This window comes from Stappia sp. TSB10P1A (assembly GCF_900185725.1).
GTDB lineage: Bacteria > Pseudomonadota > Alphaproteobacteria > Rhizobiales > Stappiaceae > Stappia.
Window position 1 is genome coordinate 52,292 of record NZ_FYAU01000008.1, and the last position, 14,486, is coordinate 66,777.

Sequence of the window (14,486 nt, forward strand, 5' to 3'; positions counted from 1 at the left end):
GGCCGCGGATCGCGCCGCTTGCACGCGGACACTGTTCGAACCGGTGTTTCATGGCAGACTCCGACATGGGGGGCAACTGCGCAAGCCTTGCGCGTTCAAAGTTTATCAACCGCGCGCAACATGCCGCGACCGACCGGGGCACAGCACGGTTGCCCTTGCCCCACCCGGCGGCATCCGCTTCACTGTCGCCATGAGTCGCGGCGCCCGCCGCCCTTGCAGCCGGAGACGTCCATGGTTCCGTTTTTCGTGATGATCAAATGCCATCTCGGCAAGGCCTACCAGGTCGCCAACGCCATCGCCGATGCGGAAATCGCGTCCGAGATCTACTCGACCGCCGGCGACTACGACCTGCTGGTCAAGTTCTACATCGACGACGACGCGGATATCGGCCACTTCGTCAACGAGAAGGTCCATCCCTTCGACGGCATCCTCGACACCAAGACGATCATCACGTTCAAGGCGTTCTGACGCGCCTTGAACGAGCCGTGCCGGCTCAGACCTTGGACGGGGGGACCGTGCTGCGCTCCCGCGACCGGTCGAGGCCGAGCTGGCGCTCGCGGAAGATGACGAAGACGCCGGCGCCGATGACGATGGCGGCGCCGCCGATGACCTCGAGCGTCGGAACTTCCGCGAAGACGATCCAGCCGACCAGCACGGTCCACAGCATCGTCGTGTATTCGAACGGCGCGATGGTCGAGGCGTCGGCATAGCGGTAACTCTGGGTCAGCAGGATCTGCCCGACGCCTCCCGAAAGCCCGATCGCCACCAGCATCACCGCGTCGGTGGCATCCGGCATCACCCAGCCGAATGGCGCCGACATCAGCGCGAAGACCGAGGTCACGCCGGCGAACCAGACGACTATGGTCGAGGTCCGCTCGGTGCTGGTCAGCCGGCGCACGGTGATCATCGCCAGCGCCATGAAGATCGCGCTGGCAAAAGCCAGCATCGCCCCGAGCGAGGCTTCGTCCGTCGGCGCGGCGCCGGACAGATGCGGCGACAGGATGATGAGGATGCCGAGGAAGCCGACGGCGACGGCGCTCCAGCGATAGGCCCGGACCTTCTCCCGCAGGATCACGGCGGCCAGCGCCACCGTCATCAGCGGCGCCGAGAAGCCGATCGCCGTCGCATCGGGCAGCGGCAGCAGCGCCAGAGCCGCGAACCACAGCGACATGGCGGTTCCCCCCACCAGCGCGCGGCTGATATGGCCCCAGGGCCGCCGCGTCACGAAGGCGTCGCTCACCCTGCCCTGCCAGGCGATCACCAGCAGCACCGGCAACATGCCGAAGAAGGAGCGGGCGAAGATCACCTCGCCGACCGGATAAGCGCCGTCGAGCAGCTTCACCATGGCGACCATGCCGGTGAAGACGAGCGCGGACGCCACCTTCAGCGCGATGCCGAGCCGGGGATTGTAGGCGTTGAGTTCGGCCGTTCCCGGCGACTGGCTGGCTGCGGGGGCAGCGCGCTCAAGGGACATTGCGGGTCAGGGTCCGCCCGTGAGACCGGCGGTGCGGACAGCCGGCAGGATGAAACATCCTCTATTTATAGGATGAATCGCGCAAGGCCGCCTGCAGGAAATGCAAGGCACCCTTGCGCGATACACATGACTTAGCTCAGCTATTCGCCGCCCGGATCGCCTCCCAGACCCGCTGCGGCGTCGCCGGCATGTCGATATGGGCAAGGACGCCGCCGCGCCGCAGGGCATCGACGACCGCGTTCATCACCGCCGGGCCCGCACCGATCGTGCCGGCCTCGCCCGCTCCCTTGATCCCCAGCGCATTGGTGGTGGAGGGAATGTTGTGGGTCTGGAAGCTGATGTCGGGAATGTCGGCCGCCCTCGGCATCTGGTAGTCGAGGAAGGAGGCCGTCAGCAACTGCCCGTCCTCGTCATAGACGGTGCTCTCCATCAGGGCCTGGCCGATGGCCTGGACGACACCGCCATGCACCTGGCCGGCCAGCAGCAAGGGGTTCACCGTGACGCCGAAGTCGTCGACGATCACATAGTTCAGCAAGGCGATATCGCCGGTCTCCGGATCGACCTCCAGCTCGCAGACATGGGTGCCGTTGGGATAGGTCGCCTCCGCCTGCTTGACCTCCTCGCGCGCCGAAAGCTGCTCGGGCGCGGACGCGGCGATCTCGGCCAGCGTCACCGACCTGTCGGTGCCGACGACGCGGACCTCGCCGCCGACCAGTTCCAGGTCCGCCGCGCCGGCCTCCAGCCTGTCGGCGGCAAGATCCTTGATCTTCTTGACGAGGCTGCGCGAGGCCTCCAGCACGGACGGAAGGCCGATCGGGATCGAGCGCGAGCCGCCCGTGCCGCCGCCCTTGCGCACCCGGTCGGTATCGCCCTGGATCATGGTGATGCGGTCGAGGTCGACGCCGAACTGCTCGGCGATGATCTGGCCATAGGCCGTGGCGTGGCCCTGGCCGTTGGTCTGGGTGCCGATCAGCAGCGTCAGCGAGCCGTCGCGGCCAAGCTCCACCGTCGCCTCCTCGGAGCCGGCGAAGGCGCAGGCCTCGATATAGGTCGCCATGCCGATGCCGCGATAGCGGCCGCGCGCGGCGGATTCCTCCGCCCGCGCCGCAAATCCCTGCCAGTCGGCCGCCGCCAGCGCCTGGTCCATATGGACGGCGAAGTCGCCGGTGTCGTACATGCGCCCGGTCAGGGTCGTGTAGGGCATCTGCTCGGGGCGGATGAAGTTGCGCCGGCGCAGCTCCGCCGGCGACATGTCCATCTCCGCCGCCGCCTTGTCGACCAGCCGCTCCAGCAGATAGGCCGCCTCGGGACGCCCGGCGCCGCGATAGGCATCGGTCGGCGTGGTGTTGGTGAAGACGCCCTTGACCACCCCATACATCACCGGCACGTGGTAGAGGCCGGTCGCCATCGACAGGCCGAAGCTCGGGATCATCGGGCCGTACTGGTGCAGATAGGCGCCCATCGCCGCGACGATCTCCACCCTGAGCGCCAGGATGCGCCCATCGGCATCGAGCGCCACTTCCGCCGTGGAGAGATTGTCGCGCCCATGCGCATCGGCGAGGAAATGCTCGCTGCGCTCGCAGATCCACTTGACCGGCCGCCCCAGACGCTCCGCCGCGACGAGGCAGGCCGGATATTCCGGATAGACGAAGTTCTTGGTGCCGAAGCCGCCGCCGACATCCGGGGTGATGACGCGCAACCGCTCCCTCGCAATGCCGAGGATGTCGCCGGCGATGATCGCCTGCATGCTGTGCCCGCCCTGGGTCCCGGCGGTCAGCGTGTAGCGGCCGGTCGCCGCGTCATATTCGCCGATGCAGCCGCGCGGCTCCATGTAGTTGCACACCAGCCGGTTGTTGACGATGTCGATCCGGGCCACATGATGCGCGGCCTCGAACGCCCGGTCGGTGGCCGCCGCATCGCCGGCATCGTAGACGAACGCGAGATTGCTGCCGCTCTGCGGCCAGACCAGCGGCGCGCCGGGCGTCAAGGCGTCGCCCGTCTCGATCACCGCATCGAGCGGCTCATAGTCGACATCGATCAGTTCGGCCGCCGACTTGGCGTTGGCGAGCGTGTCGGCGACGACCAGCGCGATCGGCTCGCCGACATGGCGCACCGTGTCGGTGGCCAGCACCGGGCGCGGCGGCACCGCATGGCGGGTGCCGTCCGACTGGGTCATCACCGTCTTGGTCGGCATCGGGCCGAGATCGGGAATGTCGGCCGCCGTCATCACCATGGCAACGCCGGGGGCGGTCCGTGCCGGCTCCAGATCGCCGAGGGCGATGCGGGCATGGGCGACGGACGAGCGCAGCACATAGGCCCGCAAGGCCCCCTCCGGCTGCACATCGTCGGTGTAGCGCCCCCGGCCCGTGACCAGCGCGTCGTCTTCCTTGCGGCGCACCGGTGCGCCGATGCCGAACTTGCCGTGCACCAATTCGTTCATTCGAGTGCCTCGTTGCTGACAGCGGGACAGGGTCCCGAGATCGCTGCGATGATTGCGGAAACTGTTGCATGCGACATGTCGCATGCTGCGGAAGGGTCAAGGCCGATCATGGCGGATACCGCGTCCCGACGGGAGCGCCAGTGTGTGCAGGCGCGAAGCTTAGCGGCAAAACCGCGTTCCCGCCAAGGGGGAGCGGAACACCGGCCGGGCCCTTTCGCGAATGCGGACAATGGGACTATGCTCAGCCTCTCACCTTCTTGCGGCGGCGCTCGTCGCCTGCCCGCCCACGGATAGCCCGATGCCCCCACCTTCCGAGCACACGCCCCCGGACCCTCCCGATTCCGCGGACAGGCGCAGCCTCGCCCAGCGCTACCGCGACACCGGCGACAGGCTCTCCCTGTTGCCCGACAACATCCGCGGCATCCTGTGGATGCTGCTGGCCGGCATCTTCTTCACCGCCATGGTGACGCTGATCAAGCTGCTGGGCGCGCGGCTGCATGTCGCCGAGATCATCCTGATCCGCCAGATCATCATGACGATCATCGTCGCCCCGGTGATCATCTCCGGCCTTCCCGGATCGCTGAAGACGCAGCGCCCCGGCCTGCATGTGATCCGCGTCGGCTGCGCCTCGGTGGCGATGCTGGCCGGCTTCACCGCGATCATTCACCTGCCGCTGGCCGACGCCACCGCCATCGCCTTTTCCAAGACCTTCTTCCTGACGATCTTCGCCATCCTGTTCCTCGGCGAGACGGTCGGGCGGCACCGCTGGGCGGCCACCATCATCGGCTTTGTCGGGGTGGTGGTGATCCTCCAGCCGGGCGGCGACACCGGCTTCAGCATCTATGCGGCGATGGCGGTGCTGGGCGCGGCCTCGGCCGCCGTCGTGATGATCATCATCCGCAAGCTGTCGCAGGTCGAGCGGCCGGTGACCATCCTCACCTATCAGGCCTTCTTCGTCGGCCTGATCATGCTGCCGATCGCCCTCTATAACTGGCGCACGCCGACGCTGGAGGAATGGGGGTTGCTGCTGCTGGTCGGCATCGCCTCCTGGGCCGGGCAGATGTGCAACATCCGCGCCTTCCGCGCCGGCGAAGCCTCGGCGCTTGCCGCGCTCGACTATGCCCGCCTGATCTACGCGACGATCATCGGCTTCCTGGTCTTCGGCGACCTGCCGGCGCCGGTCACCTATGCCGGTGCGTCGCTGATCGTCGCCGGCGCGCTCTATACGGTCTGGCGGGAAAACCGGCTCGGCCGCCAGGTCACCGCGCGTGTCGGCGTGCGGGCCGATCCGCCCTGACCTTGCAGCAAGGGCTCACGCGCCGTTGAAATGCGGCGTCCAGATCCCGTCGATCCGGTAGCCGCCGAGCGTTTCGGCCATCTGCGCGAAGGCCGGCGTCCGGCTGAAGGCGATCAGCGCCTGGAACGGCGGCTCGAACCAGTCCCGCCGCGACACCAGCAGGTCGAACCGCTCCTCGCAGACGGGCACGAAATCCAGCCGGAACTGCCGTGCCGAGGCGGCAAGGCCGAAGGCCGCATCCGCCCGCCCGTCGAGCACGGCAAGCGCCGCCTCGCGCTCGTCGCGGGCCATCGGCCCGCCCTGCGGCACCGCGATGCCGGCTTGCGCAAACAGCCGCTCCATCAGGTGCTGGCTGCCCGCCTGCGGCTGGCGCCGCACCACGCGCCTGCCGGCAAGATCGGCAATGGCGGCGATGCCGAGCGGATTGCCCGGCGCGACGATGATGCCGCGGTTCCGCCAGGCCCATTCGGCAAGGACCACCGGGCGGAAGCGGAAGCGCCGCGCGACAAGGTCGGTGTTCCAGCCCTCGTCCTGAACCATGTGAAGGCCGGCCGCGACCCCCTCCAGATGGTCGAACCGGTCGAGCCCGTCGAGGCTGCCGTCGAAAAAGGCGGCGAGCCCCGAGCCCGATTCGCGCAGCGCCCATTCCAGCAGGGGATCATGGCTGCCCAGCAGCACGGCCGGCCGGACGCCGTCGCCCGCCGGCGCCTCGCTGGCATTCTCGATCCAGGCAAGCACCACTTCGCGCGGGAACAGCAGCTTGCCGGTGGCGCGGCTGTGCGGAATTTCCCCCGCCGCCGCCAGATCGTAGATCTTGCGCTCCTTCACCCGGAGCAGGTCGGCCATTTCCCGTGTGGTCAGGTAGGTCGGCAGGTCGGCCGTCATCTTGCCAGGGCCCCGTAGCGATTGGCGGAAAGGATCGCGGCCGACAATGCCAACTCGGCCGGCGCGCATCAAGCGCCGGCCGTCACCGTCGCCATCTCCGGGCCGGGGCCGGGCCGGGGCCGCGTCTCAGCCGCCCTCCGCCTTGGCGCGCTTGGCCGCTTCCTCCTCCACCAGCTCCTTCTTGGACAGCTTGCCGACCATCGTCTTGGGCAGGGCGTCGCGGAATTCGATCTCATGCGGCAGTTCGATAGGCGACAGATGCTCCTTCAGGAAGCTGCGCAGATCCACCGCCGACAGCTCCTCGCCGGAGCGGAGCTTGACGAAAGCCTTCGGCGCCTGGCCGCGATAGGGGTCGGGAATCGCGATGACGATCGTCTCCTCCACGGCGGGATGCTGGTAGATCGCCTCCTCGATCATCCGCGGATAGACGTTGTAGCCCGAGCACAGGATGAGGTCCTTGATGCGGTCGACCAGATAGACGAAACCGTCCGGGTCGCGGTAGCCGACATCGCCCGTATGCAGGGCGCCGTTCTCGATCGTGCGGGCCGTCTCCTCCGGCCGGTTGTAATAGCCGGCCATCACCTGCGGCCCGCGCACCACCAGCTCGCCCTTCTCGCCTTCGGCAACGCGTTCCGACGGGTTTTCCAGGCTGCGGAACTCCAGCACCGTGCCCGGGATCGCCACCCCGATCGAGCCGGCGCGCCGGTTCTCGTTGAGCGGGTTGGCCGCAACCACGGGCGAGGCCTCGGTCAGACCGTAGCCTTCGACCAGGATGCAGCCGGTCAGTCCCTCGAACTGGGTCTTCACCTCCACCGGCAGCGGCGCACCGCCCGAGATGCACAGGCGGATCGAGGTCAGGTCGTAGTTCGGCGTCATCTGCGAATTGTTGATCGCGGTGTAGATCGTCGGCACGCCCGGAAACAGCGTGATCTTCTTCCGCCGGACGGTTTCGAGCAGCATCTTCAGCTCGAAGCGCGGCATCAACACCATCTCGGCCGCCAGCACCACGGACAGGTTCTGCGCCACCGTCATCGCGAAGACATGGAAGAACGGCAGGACGCAGAGCATCCTCTCCTCGCCGACCTTTGCGTTGCAGAAGAGCGACCGCATCTGCTCGATATTGGCGGCAAGGTTGGTATGCGTCAGCATCGCGCCCTTGGGAACGCCGGTGGTGCCGCCGGTATATTGCAGGACAGCGATGTCGGTGTCGGGCTTGATGTCGGCAACGCGTGGGCTGGCCCCGTGACCGATCACCTCCGCGAACCGCGGATGCGCGGCGTCCTGCGGAATGCGGGCGCGGTCCCGGCCCTTGAACAGCGTGAACAGCAGCTTCTTGGGCTGCGGCAGGATCTCGGCCATCGGGCAGACGATGATGCGGTCGAGCGAGCCCTCGCGCCGCACCGCCTCGACCTTGTCATAGATGACCTTGAGGTCCATCGTCACCATGATGCGCGTGCCGCTGTCCCGCGCCTGGAAGGACAGTTCGCGCTCCACATAGAGCGGATTGAAGTTGACGACGATGCCGCCGATCTTGAGCACGGCGAAATAGAAGATCGTGTAATAGGGCGTGTTGGGCAGGCACAGGCCCACCTTGTCGCCCTTGACGATGCCCATCGCCTGCAGCCCCGCCGCCGCCCGGTCGGACAGCGCGGAAATCTCGCCATAGGTCCAGCCCTTGCCGAGGAAATCCATGGCGGGCTTGCGGCCATGTTCCCTGGCCGCCGTATCGAGATAGGTGTGGATCGGCTGCGGACGAAAAGCGGCAAGCCAAACCTGCGGTTCGCTCACGATGGTTCCTCCCGGACCCGGCACGTTGTCCCGTGCCCCTGTTGTGTCATGGCCCTTTGTCTCAAGGCGCCAATGTGTGACGGCCCTTGGTGCCATGGCCGTGTCCTCTCGCGGCTCCGCCTCCCGCGCGGATCCGCGGCCGGCTTACCCGGCTAGCTCAACATGGCCAAAGCTTCCCTTTACGTCAACGTTAAATGTGCCCGCCGAGCGAGTGGGCAGTCTATCATGCCGCCGCTGCCCTCGATATGGCGGGCATGGCACCCCGCTCACGCCAGCAACGCGAAGCGGTCCACGTCGAACATGCCGCGGTCGGTGATCTTCAGGTGCGGAATGACCGGCAGCGGCAGGAAGGCCACCTGCAGGAACGGCTCCGGCAGGGTGCAGCCCAGCGAACGGGCGGCGATCCGCAGCGAGCCCAGCGCGTGACGCACCTCCTCGAAGGCGGCAAGGCTCATCAAGCCGGCGACCGGCAGGGCCAGTTCCGCCATCACCGTCTCGCCCTTCGCCACCACGAAGCCGCCCTGCAGCTCGGCGATCCGGTTGACCGCCGTTGCCATCGACAGATCGTCGCAGCCGACGACGCAGATATTGTGGCTGTCATGGCCGACGGAGGAGGCAATCGCCCCGTCCTGGAGGCCGAAGCCGGAGACGAAGCCACGGCCGATATTGCCGTTCCTGCCATGCCGCTCCACCACCGCGACCTTGGCGACATCGGACACCGGATCGGCCTGCAACCCGCCCTCCCCCGCCGGCAGGCTGCGCGCCAGATGCTCCGTGATGATCCGGCCCGGCACCACGCCGATGACGGCGGTCTCGTTCTCTCCGGACGCCGCGATCCTGAAATCCGCCACGGTTACCGGCCGCTGCAGGCGGACGCTGTCGAGCCCGACCGGCTGCAGCGGCGCGCGCGCGGCGAAGGCTTCCTCGTCGACCGGCCGCCCGCCGGCGATCACCGAGTGAACCCGGCAGTCTTCCAGATCGTCGAGCAGCACGAGATCGGCGCGCCAGCCCGGCGCCACCTGGCCCCGGTCGCGCAGGCCGAAGGCCACCGCCGCCGACCAGCTCGCCGCCCGATAGGCATCGCAGGGCCGGGCGCCGCGGGCGATCAGCCGCCGGATCATGCTGTCGAGATGGCCTTCCTCGGCAATGTCGAGCGGGTTGCGGTCGTCGGTGCACAGGCAGACGAAGGAGGAGGTGTCCGGCGTCAGGATCTCGGCCAGCGCCTCCAGATCCTTCGACACCGAGCCTTCCCGGATCAGGATGGTCATGCCCTTGGCGAGCTTCTCGCGCGCTTCGGCTGCCGTGGTCGCCTCATGGTCGGTGCGGATGCGCGCGGCGAGATAGCCGTTGAGATCGAGGCCCGACAAGAGCGGCGCGTGCCCGTCGATATGGCCGTCCTGGAACGCCGCCAGCTTGGCGATCGCGCCGGGATCGCGGGCGAGCACGCCGGGAAAATTCATGAATTCGGCAAGGCCGATGACCTTGGGATGGGCGCGGAACGGCTCGAGATCCTCGATCTCCAGCCGCGCGCCGGCGGTCTCGAAGGCGGTTGCCGGCACGCAGGATGAGAGATTGACCCTGAGGTCCATCAGCGTGCGCTCGGACGCATCGAGGAAATAGCGAAGGCCGGCAGCGCCGAGCACATTGGCGATCTCGTGCGGGTCGCAGATCGCCGTCGTCACCCCGTGCGGCAGCACGCAGCGGTCGAATTCCAGCGGCGTCACCAGCGACGATTCGACATGCAGATGGGTGTCGATGAAGCCCGGCACGACGATGCGGCCGCCCCCGTCGATTTCCCGTTCGCCGCGATAACGGCCGTGTGTTCCGACGATCCGCTCGCCGACAATCGCCACATCCGTCTCCGTCAGCGATCCGTCGAGGATGGAGAACAGCCAAACGTTGCGCACGACCAGATCGGCCGGGATTTCTCCCCGCCCGGCCGCGATCGCCCGCTCCAGAAAGGCGCGTGTTTCCATCGTGTTCGGCATGTTCTGCTCCCTGGCGTGCGATCCCTGCACCCTGCCTCGCATTCAAGCATGGCACAAGCGCGGCAGGGCGCGCCAGCACCACCCGACGTTGCGGATTCCGCGATGCAGCACGGAAAGCGGATTGACAAGGTCCCCGTTCCGATAATTAATAAATCAACTGAAAGAAATAAAACCGCATGACGATCCGCCCGGCAGAGGCGGAGGCGGATCAGGGGAGGACAGTCGAGGTGGCCAGGCGCCCGCTTGTCGGACAGGGATCGAATTCCGTTCAGTTGCGCCGCTACAACGAGCGCATCGTGCTGCAGGTGCTGCGCCGGGTCGGCGAGGCGTCCAAGGCCGATCTCGCGCGCCTTGCCCAGCTCACCAACGCCGCCATCGGCGGCATCATCCAGGACCTGACGACCAGCGGCCTGATCGAGACCCTGGGCAAGCGGCACGACGGCGGCCGCGGTCAGCCGGCGACGATGCTGCGCCTGGCGGCGACGGGGGCCTACGGCTTCGGCGTGCGCATCGACCGGACCTCGATCGAGACGGTGCTGGCGGACTTTTCCGGCCGCATCATCGGCCGCCAGTCGCATGACCGCTTCCTGCCCGAACCCGAGCGGGTGGTCGACATCGTCGCCCGCGACATCGCCAGCCTGCTGCGTCTCGTCTCGCCGGAAGAGCATGCGCGCATCGCCGGGGTCGGCGTCGCCATGCCGTTCAACCTCGGCTCCTGGCTGCATGAACTCGGCCTGCCGAGGGCGAACTTCCACCTGTGGGACGACATCGACTTCAAGCAACTCCTGCAGGATGCCATCGACTTCCCGGTCTTCTCCGAAAACGACGGCACCGCCGCCGCCATCGCCGAGCTGTTTTCCGGCGCCGGCCGACATGCCGACGATTTCCTCTACCTGTTCCTCGGCCCCGCCATCGGCGGCGGCGTCGTCTATGGCGGCGACTGCGTCAAGGGCGTGCGGGGCAATGCCGGCGACGTCGCGATGATCCCGGTGCCGCGCAGCCGCCTCGCCTCCGCCCCGGCGCCGCGCGGCGAGATGGACATCCTGCTGACCCGCGCCTCGCTCTCGGCGCTGAAGCGCCACCTTGCCCATCACGGTATCGTCGCCGAGACGCGGGACGATCTCGAGCGGGCCGTGGAAAGCAACCACCCGGCGGTCGAGGAATGGCTTGCCGACTGCGTCGCCGCGCTGACGCCGGCGATCTGGTCGGCGATCTCGCTGATCGACGTGCCGCTCGTCGTCATCGACTTCGACATCGACGGCGGCCTGCCGCAGCGGCTGATCGACGAGTTGACCCGCGCGCTGGCGCTGGCCGCGCCGCAGTCGCGCGTGCCGCCGCGCCTGCAGCGCGGCTCCTTCGGCCAAGACGCGGGCGCCGCCGGCGCCGCCAACCTGCCGATCTTCTTCAACTATTCGCCCCGCACCGCGATCCTGACCGCGAACGAGGGCAAACAGGGTGCCGCCGATGCCGCCGCGCGCAAGGCGCGAAAGGACATCGAGCCCGCACAGGATGGCCGTCCGGCATGAGGAGCCGGGCGGTCCGCGACGCGATCGCAAAACCAACTGGGAGGAACTGACCATGCTTAGGAAACTGATGCTCGCCGGCACCGTGCTCGGCATCGCCGCCGCCACTCCGGCGCTCGGCGCCGACATCACGGCCTGCCTCGTCACCAAGACGGACACCAATCCGTTCTTCGTCAAGATGAAGGAAGGCGCCACCGCCAAGGCGGCCGAACTCGGCATCCAGCTCAAGTCCTATGCCGGCAAGATCGACGGCGACCACGAGAGCCAGGTCGCCGCCATCGAGACCTGCATCGCCGACGGCGCCAAGGGCATCCTGATCACCGCCTCCGACACCAAGGCCATCGTCGACAGCGTCAGGCAGGCGCGCAATGCCGGCATTCTCGTCATCGCCCTCGACACGCCGCTGGAGCCCACCGACGCGGCCGATGCGACCTTCGCCACCGACAATTTCAAGGCCGGCGAACTGATCGGCCAGTGGGCCCTTGCCACCCTCGGCGATGCGGCGGCGGATGCCAAGATCGCCATGCTCGACCTCGCCGTCAGCCAGCCCTCCGTCGACGTGCTGCGCAACCAGGGCTTCCTGACCGGCTTCGGCATCGACGTGAAGGACCCGAACCGCTGGGGCGACGAGGACGATCCGCGTATCGTCGGCAACGACGTGACCGCCGGCAACGAGGAAGGCGGCCGCCGCGCCATGGAGAACCTTCTGACCAAGGATCCGATGATCAACGTCGTCTACACGATCAACGAGCCGGCCGCCGCCGGCGCCTATGAGGCGCTGAAGGCGATGGGCCGCGAGAAGGACGTGCTGATCGTCTCCGTCGACGGCGGCTGCCCGGGCGTCAAGAATGTCGTCGACGGCGTCATCGGCGCCACCTCGCAGCAATATCCGCTGCTGATGGCCTCGCTCGGCATCGAGGCGATCAAGACCTTCGCCGACACCGGCGCCAAGCCGGAGCCGACGCCGGGCAAGACCTTCTTCGACACCGGCGTGGCACTCGTCACCGACCGGCCGGCGGAGGGCGTACCCTCCATCGACACCAAGGAAGGTCTGGACAAGTGCTGGGGCTGATGCCCGGCACCAGATACTGAGGAAAGCTCCGCGCGGGACGGCACCCGCCCCGCGCGGACGATCCGCCGGCACCCATCGCCGGCACGGCCGTCCAGGCAAGATTGTGGGGCCGGGCAAGGTTGCGGGGCCGGGTAAGGTTGCGGGGGAGGAGACCCAATGAGCGACGCACAGACATCCGCGAAAGACGACTTCGAGAAAGGCCTTGCCGGGAGTTCGACGCAGGTCGCCGCCTTCGCGCGCGCCGACCGGCCGCTGATCGACCGCATCCAGCACCGCCTGCACGCCCGGCCGGAATTCGTGCCGCTGATCGTGCTGCTGCTGTCGCTGGTGGTCTTCGGCATCCTGCTCGGCTCGAAATTCTTCTCGCCCTTCACCCTGACCCTGATCCTGCAGCAGGTCGCCATTGTCGGCATCGTCGGCTGCGCCCAGTCGCTGGTGATCCTCACCGCCGGCATCGATCTTTCGGTCGGCGCGATCATGGTCCTGTCGTCGGTGGTGATGGGCCAGTTCACCTTCCGCTACGGGCTTCCGGCCGAGATCGCGGTGCTGTGCGGCCTCGCCTGCGGCGCCTTGTGCGGCTTCATCAACGGCGCCCTTGTCGCCTGGATGCGCCTGCCGCCCTTCATCGTCACGCTCGGCATGTGGCAGATCGTGCTGGCAACGAACTTCCTGTATTCGGCCAACGAGACGATCCGCAGCCAGGACATCGAGGCAAATGCGCCGATCCTCCAGTTCTTCGGCGAGAAGTTCACCATCGGCGGCGCCGTCTTCACCTATGGCGTGATCGCCATGCTGGTGCTGGTTCTGGTGCTGAACTACGTGCTCAACCACACCGCCTGGGGACGGCATGTCTATGCGATAGGCGACGACCCGGACGCCGCCGAACTCGCCGGCGTGCGCGTCTCCCGCATCCGCATCTCGGTCTATACGCTCGCCGGTCTGATCTGCGCGATTGCCGGCTGGGCGATGATCGGCCGGCTCGGCTCGGTCTCGCCGACCAGCGGCCAGTTCACCAACATCGAATCCATCACCGCCGTGGTGATCGGCGGCATCTCGCTGTTCGGCGGACGCGGCTCGATCCTCGGCATGCTGTTCGGCGCGCTCATCGTCGGCGTTTTCTCGCTCGGCCTGCGCCTGATCGGCACCGACCCGCAATGGACCTATCTGCTGATCGGCGTGCTGATCATCGCCGCCGTCGCCATCGACCAGTGGATCAGAAAGGTTGCAGCATGACCCGCGAACCGATCCTCACCGCCCGCGGCCTCGTCAAGCGCTATGGCCGCGTCGTCGCCCTCGACCGGGCGGACTTCGACCTCTATCCCGGCGAGATCCTCGCCGTGATCGGCGACAACGGCGCCGGCAAGTCGACCCTGATCAAGGCGATCTCGGGCGCGGTCGTGCCGGACGAAGGCGAGATCCGGCTCGACGGTCGGCCGGTCCAGTTCACCTCGCCGATGCAGGCGCGCGAGGCCGGCATCGAGACGGTCTACCAGAACCTCGCCCTGTCGCCGGCCCTGTCGATTGCCGACAATCTGTTCATGGGCCGCGAGTTGCGCCACCCCGGCTGGATGGGCAAATACCTGCGCAAGCTCGACCGCAAGGCGATGGAGAAGATCGCCCGCGAGAAGCTGTCCGAGCTCGGGCTGATGACCATCCAGAACATCAACCAGGCGGTGGAGACCCTGTCCGGCGGCCAGCGCCAGGGCGTCGCCGTGGCCCGCGCCGCCGCCTTCGGCTCCAAGGTGGTGATCATGGACGAGCCGACCGCCGCCCTCGGCGTCAAGGAAAGCCGCAAGGTCCTCGACCTGATCCGCGACGTGAAGGCGCGCGGCCTGCCTATCGTGCTGATCTCGCACAACATGCCGCATGTCTTCGAGGTCGCCGACCGCATCCATATCCATCGCCTCGGGCGTCGTGCCTGTGTCATAAGACCGAACGACTTCTCCATGTCGGACGCCGTCGCCATCATGACCGGCGCGATGGAACCGCCGCAGGCCGTGGCGGCCTGAGACCCCGGAG

The 14,486-nt window shown here is 67.7% G+C and carries 11 protein-coding genes; 6 read left to right on the forward strand and 5 right to left on the reverse strand.

The genetic code is table 11. The features are described from left to right. The first annotated feature begins 231 nt into the window (after positions 1-231). A complete protein-coding gene (locus tag TSB10P1A_RS01695; protein ID WP_186386174.1) occupies positions 232-468 on the forward strand; it encodes an Lrp/AsnC ligand binding domain-containing protein in 237 nt (78 codons plus the stop codon). A gap of 25 nt (positions 469-493) precedes the next feature. Here TSB10P1A_RS01695 and TSB10P1A_RS01700 read toward each other — a convergent pair whose 3' ends face one another. Together TSB10P1A_RS01700 and TSB10P1A_RS01705 are read right to left on the reverse strand one after the other, a co-directional pair. After that, entirely contained in the window at positions 494-1,474 is a 981-nt protein-coding gene (locus TSB10P1A_RS01700) for a DMT family transporter (RefSeq protein ID WP_186386175.1), read from the reverse strand. Between the two features lie 136 nt (positions 1,475-1,610). Then, positions 1,611-3,914: a xanthine dehydrogenase family protein molybdopterin-binding subunit gene (locus tag TSB10P1A_RS01705; RefSeq protein ID WP_186386176.1), complete on the reverse strand. Its 2,304-nt coding sequence runs from the start codon at positions 3,912-3,914 to the stop codon at positions 1,611-1,613. 298 nt (positions 3,915-4,212) lie between these two features. Between TSB10P1A_RS01705 and TSB10P1A_RS01710 the strand changes: the two genes are divergently transcribed. Further along, positions 4,213-5,211, forward strand: coding sequence for a DMT family transporter (locus TSB10P1A_RS01710; RefSeq protein ID WP_186386177.1), 999 nt, complete (start codon positions 4,213-4,215; stop codon positions 5,209-5,211). A 15-nt stretch (positions 5,212-5,226) separates the two neighbouring features. Here the strand turns inward: TSB10P1A_RS01710 and TSB10P1A_RS01715 are convergent, their stop codons facing one another. The 3 genes from TSB10P1A_RS01715 to ade form a co-directional block, all read right to left on the reverse strand. Then, the gene (locus TSB10P1A_RS01715; RefSeq protein ID WP_186386178.1) at positions 5,227-6,096 is read right to left on the reverse strand and encodes a helix-turn-helix transcriptional regulator; all 870 of its coding nucleotides are present in this window, start codon (positions 6,094-6,096) and stop codon (positions 5,227-5,229) included. A gap of 126 nt (positions 6,097-6,222) precedes the next feature. Next, on the reverse strand, positions 6,223-7,788 hold the full coding sequence (locus tag TSB10P1A_RS01720) for a long-chain fatty acid--CoA ligase (protein ID WP_244292925.1): 1,566 nt from the start codon (positions 7,786-7,788) through the stop codon (positions 6,223-6,225). A gap of 362 nt (positions 7,789-8,150) precedes the next feature. After that, positions 8,151-9,872 (reverse strand): adenine deaminase, encoded by a 1,722-nt coding sequence (gene ade / locus TSB10P1A_RS01725; protein ID WP_186386180.1) that lies wholly within the window; start codon positions 9,870-9,872, stop codon positions 8,151-8,153. Positions 9,873-10,099: 227 nt separating this feature from the next. Between ade and TSB10P1A_RS01730 the strand changes: the two genes are divergently transcribed. The 4 genes from TSB10P1A_RS01730 (at position 10,100) to TSB10P1A_RS01745 (ending at position 14,476) form a co-directional block, all read left to right on the forward strand. Next, positions 10,100-11,398, forward strand: coding sequence for an ROK family transcriptional regulator (locus TSB10P1A_RS01730; RefSeq protein WP_244292924.1), 1,299 nt, complete (start codon positions 10,100-10,102; stop codon positions 11,396-11,398). 67 nt (positions 11,399-11,465) lie between these two features. Next, a complete protein-coding gene (locus tag TSB10P1A_RS01735; protein WP_371515066.1) occupies positions 11,466-12,467 on the forward strand; it encodes a sugar ABC transporter substrate-binding protein in 1,002 nt (333 codons plus the stop codon). A 156-nt stretch (positions 12,468-12,623) separates the two neighbouring features. After that, positions 12,624-13,700: an ABC transporter permease gene (locus TSB10P1A_RS01740; protein ID WP_186386183.1), complete on the forward strand. Its 1,077-nt coding sequence runs from the start codon at positions 12,624-12,626 to the stop codon at positions 13,698-13,700. Then, the gene (locus TSB10P1A_RS01745) at positions 13,697-14,476 is read left to right on the forward strand and encodes an ATP-binding cassette domain-containing protein (RefSeq protein ID WP_186386184.1); all 780 of its coding nucleotides are present in this window, start codon (positions 13,697-13,699) and stop codon (positions 14,474-14,476) included. The genes TSB10P1A_RS01740 and TSB10P1A_RS01745 overlap by 4 nt, the downstream gene beginning before the upstream one ends. Positions 14,477-14,486 lie beyond the last annotated feature (10 nt).

Coding starts and splice junctions, on each gene's coding strand:
- TSB10P1A_RS01740 (WP_186386183.1), top strand. CDS start 12,624: ATGAGCGACGCACAGACATCCGCGAAAGACGACTTCGAGAAAGGCCTT.
- TSB10P1A_RS01735 (WP_371515066.1), top strand. CDS start 11,466: ATGCTCGCCGGCACCGTGCTCGGCATCGCCGCCGCCACTCCGGCGCTC.
- TSB10P1A_RS01700 (WP_186386175.1), bottom strand. CDS start 1,474: ATGTCCCTTGAGCGCGCTGCCCCCGCAGCCAGCCAGTCGCCGGGAACG.
- TSB10P1A_RS01710 (WP_186386177.1), top strand. CDS start 4,213: ATGCCCCCACCTTCCGAGCACACGCCCCCGGACCCTCCCGATTCCGCG.
- TSB10P1A_RS01720 (WP_244292925.1), bottom strand. CDS start 7,788: ATGGATTTCCTCGGCAAGGGCTGGACCTATGGCGAGATTTCCGCGCTG.
- TSB10P1A_RS01695 (WP_186386174.1), top strand. CDS start 232: ATGGTTCCGTTTTTCGTGATGATCAAATGCCATCTCGGCAAGGCCTAC.
- TSB10P1A_RS01715 (WP_186386178.1), bottom strand. CDS start 6,096: ATGACGGCCGACCTGCCGACCTACCTGACCACACGGGAAATGGCCGAC.
- TSB10P1A_RS01705 (WP_186386176.1), bottom strand. CDS start 3,914: ATGAACGAATTGGTGCACGGCAAGTTCGGCATCGGCGCACCGGTGCGC.
- TSB10P1A_RS01745 (WP_186386184.1), top strand. CDS start 13,697: ATGACCCGCGAACCGATCCTCACCGCCCGCGGCCTCGTCAAGCGCTAT.
- ade (WP_186386180.1), bottom strand. CDS start 9,872: ATGCCGAACACGATGGAAACACGCGCCTTTCTGGAGCGGGCGATCGCG.